The sequence below is a fragment of the Desulfuromonadaceae bacterium genome (assembly GCA_019429445.1).
Lineage (GTDB): Bacteria > Desulfobacterota > Desulfuromonadia > Desulfuromonadales > JAHYIW01 > JAHYIW01.
In genome coordinates, this window is the sequence record JAHYIW010000056.1 from 1 (window position 1) to 5,686 (window position 5,686).

Genomic DNA, 5,686 nt, shown 5'->3' on the forward strand with positions numbered 1-5,686 from the left:
CGCGGTGCCCAGCCAATCATATGATAATCATCAGGCGTTTCCAATTGAACAGCTAAAACAGTCGCAGGATTATTCAGTTCAATGGCGACACGAAGCTGCGTCCCTTCCGAAAGTGTTGCTAATCTTTGCTGTGATGGTTCATTAACATGTCGCCATCCATGAACAAAAAATCGAGAAGTAAATCCCCCATTTTTGTGTCGCTCGATCTTGGGAAAAACCTCCAGATTATCCGTCTGCCGCTCACCACCGGTCAAAGCCAGAATTTCAAGTGGATCGGCATGATCAGGATCAAGCCCTAGCTGCCGGATATATTCCTTAAAGTCTTCTCTGCCCTCCCCCATAATTCGATTTTTGAATAAAGGGAAAAGCTCCGAAGACTTGTAAACCTTATGAAAGTCAGGAAACGAATCAAGCGGTTGTAAGCCCGCTTGATTCTTGGCAATTTCCGCACCCTGTGTATAACTGAACTTGTAATGAGACCTTGAACTATCGGCGTCGAGACGGCCGATGGGGTACCACGCACGACTATGAGTCGTATCCTGCCATGCCACAAAAAGTGTTTTCACAACTGTACCTCTTTGAGTTTTCCAAGAGTTGTTGCCAACATCCGACAACAAAATTCTTTAGCCGATTCACTCATCCACTCGGATGGCACACGGTAGACTATAGCACACACATTTCATCTTCATTGAGAAATGCGATCTGCCTAAAAATATGGGCAAAATAGTCGGGATATTTTTCAGCCGCTTTAATGGCGAGGCTCAATGGATTTTCGCCTCTCTGATCGTTCTTATCAAAATAAATACCACCATGGCCTTTACCAACATAGCGATCAATTCCACCGGGAGAAGCTAATATCATCTTGCATCGGTCCTCAAGCAATTCCCTGCCCAGTGACGAGGCATGATCGAATGTTGACGCCACAGAATGCCGGGTCTTCCCTTTTGGGTCGAGAACCCGCAACAATCCCCAGTTGTCGTGATGGCGGTCGGTATTGCAAATCAGACCGTCAAAAACGATGAAGCTCGCCAGCGTACGGAGTTGCCGAGTCCTTAACCTTGGCGGAAACACTTGTTCAACAGCAGCGATGATATTTTCCAGACAATGATCGCGTTGTCCCCATTGTTTCGATTTCTTATACTTGTGTACTCGGCCAACGAGAATTTCACTGCCGTGGATCAACTCGAAACCTTTTGTCGTCTCGACGAACGACCGGGACGCACAGCCCCGCTTGCCCATAAAAGCTGCCAATTCGACACGTGCGGCAGAGATACGCAAAAGAATAGCGAGCTCGGCAGCAATCTTCTCGGACCAGTCTTCACCGGTATTCTCCCGCGTGTATTTGAAAAGCCAGGGTTGAACGTCGCCCTGAACACGGAACCAGAATTTTCGCTTGCTGCCAAGCTGCTCGATAACCTCTGGGCTATCGGCGTGCAGTTGCATAATTTGAAATGGCTCGGTGGCGGACGACATGCTCAATACTCCGCCAGCGCATCCAGCCGGAAGATCGCATCGGGCTCGTTCTTACCGGTCCGGTCATTGTAACGCAGAGTCATCCAGCGCCCGGAACTCTCTTTCATCACCATCAGTGGCTTGCGGTAAAGTTTGTGGCTGGCTGCGGCCTTATCGGGGGTGTTCATGCTGTTGATCAGATGCTCCCCTTTGACCTCGACCATCAGTATGCCGTCTCCCCTGTTGCGCCCTTTAATTTTAACCAGAAAGTCCGGATAGTAATGGGTGCCGTCAGGCATGACCAACCCGGCCGACCACGGCTTGCGGGGTTCGTTGCGATGCCACCAGACAATCTGCCCCGACATATCGACATCAAGCAGTTTCGCAAACTCCAGCTCGTGGCTATTGAGATCAGGCGGGAAAGCTTGATAGGCCGCCAACCGCCCTGCTGCGCAGCCGGTCGGCCACGACATCACTTCCGGCAGGGGCGCGGTGTCAACAAGTTCGGCGTTTTCGGCGCAACAGATGCGTACCGCCTCGCGTAGTAGTTTCGGGTGGGAAACAAGAATGAGATGCATCGCTTGCCGTAGTTTCTCGGGCGATTCGAGAACTTCGAGAAAACCGCGCTCACTGCATTCCTTGCGCAGTCGATTCAAAAGCGCGGCCTGCAACTCGCGGGGGTCGAGGTAGTCAGGTTCGAAGAGAAGAAGCTGGGCACGGCGGGCAATCTCGGCATCGGAGAGCCTGGCCTGATATTCGCCGTAGTGCACGTCGTGGGTGAAAATTTCCTCTTCCTTGCGCTGGATGCTCACCGCCTGCCGGAATCCGGCGGTAAAAACCGAATCGTCGATGCGGATGCGCGCTTCGACTGCACTGAGCAATCCGGATGTGTCGAGGTTAAGTTGTTCCCGTTTGAAGACCCGATCCATTTCGCCACGAAGCGGGTACGTTTTCATCCCTGGTGCCGACGATAGGGGGTAGGGTTTTTGTCCCGTGTCTTTCTTTTGGGTGGCTATGTTGTTGGTTTCAAATATGAATCCGTTAAAAAATTCCTGACCGCTGATCGAACCACCGGAGGACGAAGGATCCGATTTTTCATACGGCAGCGATGGGGGCGACCATGGGTTGGGAAGAAGTGACGTTTGACCGCTTTCCACCACCTGCACCGTCGGGCTGTCACCGAGTTTGACCAGCATGGTAAACGGGCTCACCTGAGCGAGTTCGGTACGCACCGCGTTGATCCGGTCGGCGGCGCCGGAAAGCCCGGACTGCTTGTCGGCATCGGCGAGAAAAACATAACCATATTTGAGCAGCTCACTGGTCGCGCGGTTTTGCAATCGCCAATCGACACGCAAAATGCGCCCAACGATCTGGGTACCGAAATCCTTGTCCTGCGCCCCGCGCATCGACACCAGGGTAAAAGCGCGCGGCGCATCGAATCCGAGGGCAACCGCCATCTTGAAAATCAAGACTTCCTTGGATTCATCCCGCGCCACCGCCAGCAGGTCGTCGTCCGGCTCCTTCGAGGTATAAACGGCAATGGCATCCTCCGCCATGCCGAGGGCCATTAGATCCATCTTCGCTTTTTCCACGCTCTTGTCGGTCGAGGCGACCTGGACGAGCATGAGCGGCACCAGATCGATGCCTTCCGTGACCAACTGTGCCTTGATCGCGTTATGCACTCGCACACCGTCAGCCAGGGCCGCCTGGCCGAAATCGACCAGCTCGCGGTGCTGCTCCCCGGCCAGATAGGCGACCGACTTGATCCCCGGCTTGATCAGGCCAGCACTCACCGCATCGAGTCGGCTGACAGTGATCCTGTGCATGATCGCAATCCCGGCCGATTTGCGAAAGCTCTCCGCGTCCTGATCGTCCGGGGTGGCGGTGATCATCAGGGTGAAATCGGGTTGCAGTACCTCGCGGTAATAGCGCACCGATTCAGTCCCGGAAGAAAAGGTATGATGCGCCTCGTCGACGATCACCCCTATTTTGAAGCCGTCCTTGCGCCACTGCTCCAATACGAGATCGAGGGAGACCGATTCGTCACCGTCTTTTCGAATGCGCTTTGAGTCCTTGCGTCCGGCAACCGCCGCCCAGGTCGAGACAAAAACGTCGCCGCTTCGGGTGCCGTGGGCGCGGCGCTCGCGGGCGATGTCGCGCACCCGCAGACCGTTGAACTCGGCTTTGATGGCAATCCGCGCCTGCTCCACCAACCCGGCAAAGGGTGTGAACCAGAGCCAGACGATCTTGATGTCGGGGTCGCGTGAAAGCTCCTGGGCCACCAGTCCGGCGATCAGGGTTTTGCCGGCGCCGGTCGGGGCCTGAATCAGCACGCAGCCGTTGTGGGCGATGGCGGCGCGGCGGCTGTCCGGGTCGGTGGCGGCGTCGATCTGGGCATTCGCGTAGCGGAAGATGTCAAGGACATTGTTCTTGGCTTCGGTCTGATACCCCTTCGGTTGCGCGATCATGCGGCACCTCCGAAACGGCTGACGAGATAGTGGGGGATTTGCTCGATCGTCACCCCTTCGACGTTGATGCGGTTGCGCAGCAGGCCGGGCTGCCAAGTGTAGACGGTCAGGTGCGGTACGGTGGCTGCAAGTTCGGCGATGCGGGTCACCGCGTCGTCACTGATTTGGGTAGCGTAGACCAGACCACCGTCCGACGTCAGCGATTCCTGCAACGGGTTCGTGTCCGTGAAGGGGGCGAAGTTCTGGCGATGGATCAGTTGCAGGGCGATCCAGACCTGCGCATGGTCGATCTCGGTCAGCACCGCTTCCTGCTCAATGCGCCGTACCCGCAGATAAGCGAAGTCGCCGCCGGTCCCTTCCTTGCCACCGTAGCCGTCGATCACGCGGCGGATGCGCTCGGCGCAAACGTCGCGGCAGATGTTCTTCTCCGGCTCAAGGCTCGTCGCCTCGGTCGCTGAAACCATGACAAAGCGCCGGTTGCCGCCGTCCTCGCGATTTAGTTCCAGCACCGCCTGGGCGGTGGTGCCGGAGCCAGCGAAGAAGTCCATGACCAGATCGTTCTCACCGGTAGCCTGGCCGACCAGCGCCTTGATCAGCGAGGGCGGTTTCGGATAGGAAAAATCTGTGCTCAGCCCCATGGCACGCAAGGCCTTGGTCCCTTCGGAGGTCATGCCGGTTTCAAAGACATAACTCTCCCCGATTTCGGCTTTGCCAACCTCGGCAATCCAGCTTGATAGTGGTTGCGTATCGCGCTTGAGGTCATTCTTGAACCGTTTGAAACGGGGCTTGTTGAAGCCGATGCGTTTGCCAACCCAAAATTCCTTGTCTTGCTCGGCGTTTAGAAACGGCGGTGCTGTATGGGCAGCAATCGCAGCATCGAGTTCATCAAGGGTCAAGTAACAGGCTGGTGTAGGCTCGTCGGGGAAATGGACGCGATTCTGAGCAAGCATGTCATCCATTGGTTGTGTGCGTACGGTTTTATCCTTCAGTCGCTCGCGAAGGGCATAAGACCAAACCCTATTCGGATCGCAGGGATACCAAATGTCTGTTTTGGAATTGTAGAGTGGGTAGTAGAGATTTGATCTTTGTTCGCGAGTAAACCCAAGTGTCAAGTTATCTGATGCCCAATGATCCTGCTTATCTTCATCCCAGTTGGTGTAGCCGCTCCACTTTTTCTCGGCCCCGGCGAACTGGAATTGCGAACCGGCATAGATCAACACATGTTCGTGGTCGTTGGAGAAGAAGAAATCCATGTTGGCGGCATTGCTTGGCCGCCGCTTTCTCCAGACCAGCGAACCGACCCGCATCCCCGGCAGTGTCTGGTCGAGGATCAGCTCCAGCTTGGCGCGGTTGTCGTCGTTGATCGAAACGAGGAGGACGCCGTCCTCGGCGAGGAGGTCGCGAGCGAGGAGCAGGCGACGGTGCATGAATTCGAGCCACTTGCTGTGTTTGTAGAGATCGTCCTTTTCGACGAAGCGGTCGTTGTAGATGAAATCCTTGTTGCCGGTGTTGTAGGGGGGGTCGATGTAAATGCACTTCACCCGCCCGGCGTGCGTCATGCGCAGGTAGCGAAGAGCGTCGAAGTTGTCCCCCTCGATGAGTAGATTGCTCCACGGCCCGTCGCCGCAAGAGATTTCAGGGAGCAGGTCGAGGGCGATGAAGTCCTGATTCAGCGAGCGGTCGTGGTCGATCTCGTCCCGCTCCCAGACCAGCCCGAACTTCGGCTTGCGGTCGCGTTCCTCGATGATGCGGACCAGTTCTTCTTT

General features: G+C 55.8%; 4 protein-coding genes. All 4 read right to left on the reverse strand.

The genetic code is table 11. The features are described from left to right. Positions 1-566 (reverse strand): hypothetical protein (locus tag K0A93_13445; protein ID MBW6513093.1); only part of this gene is annotated, 566 nt, incomplete at its 3' end. Positions 567-663: 97 nt separating this feature from the next. Beyond that, a complete protein-coding gene (locus K0A93_13450) occupies positions 664-1,473 on the reverse strand; it encodes a HipA domain-containing protein (protein MBW6513094.1) in 810 nt (269 codons plus the stop codon). A 2-nt stretch (positions 1,474-1,475) separates the two neighbouring features. Then, positions 1,476-3,920 carry a DEAD/DEAH box helicase family protein gene (locus tag K0A93_13455; protein ID MBW6513095.1) on the reverse strand — a complete coding sequence of 815 codons (2,445 nt, stop codon included), beginning with the start codon at positions 3,918-3,920 and terminating at the stop codon, positions 1,476-1,478. Further along, the coding region (locus tag K0A93_13460) for a site-specific DNA-methyltransferase (protein ID MBW6513096.1) at positions 3,917-5,686 on the reverse strand (1,770 nt) is incomplete at its 5' end. The genes K0A93_13460 and K0A93_13455, both read right to left, overlap by 4 nt.

Coding starts and splice junctions, on each gene's coding strand:
- K0A93_13455 (MBW6513095.1), bottom strand. CDS start 3,920: ATGATCGCGCAACCGAAGGGGTATCAGACCGAAGCCAAGAACAATGTC.
- K0A93_13450 (MBW6513094.1), bottom strand. CDS start 1,473: ATGTCGTCCGCCACCGAGCCATTTCAAATTATGCAACTGCACGCCGAT.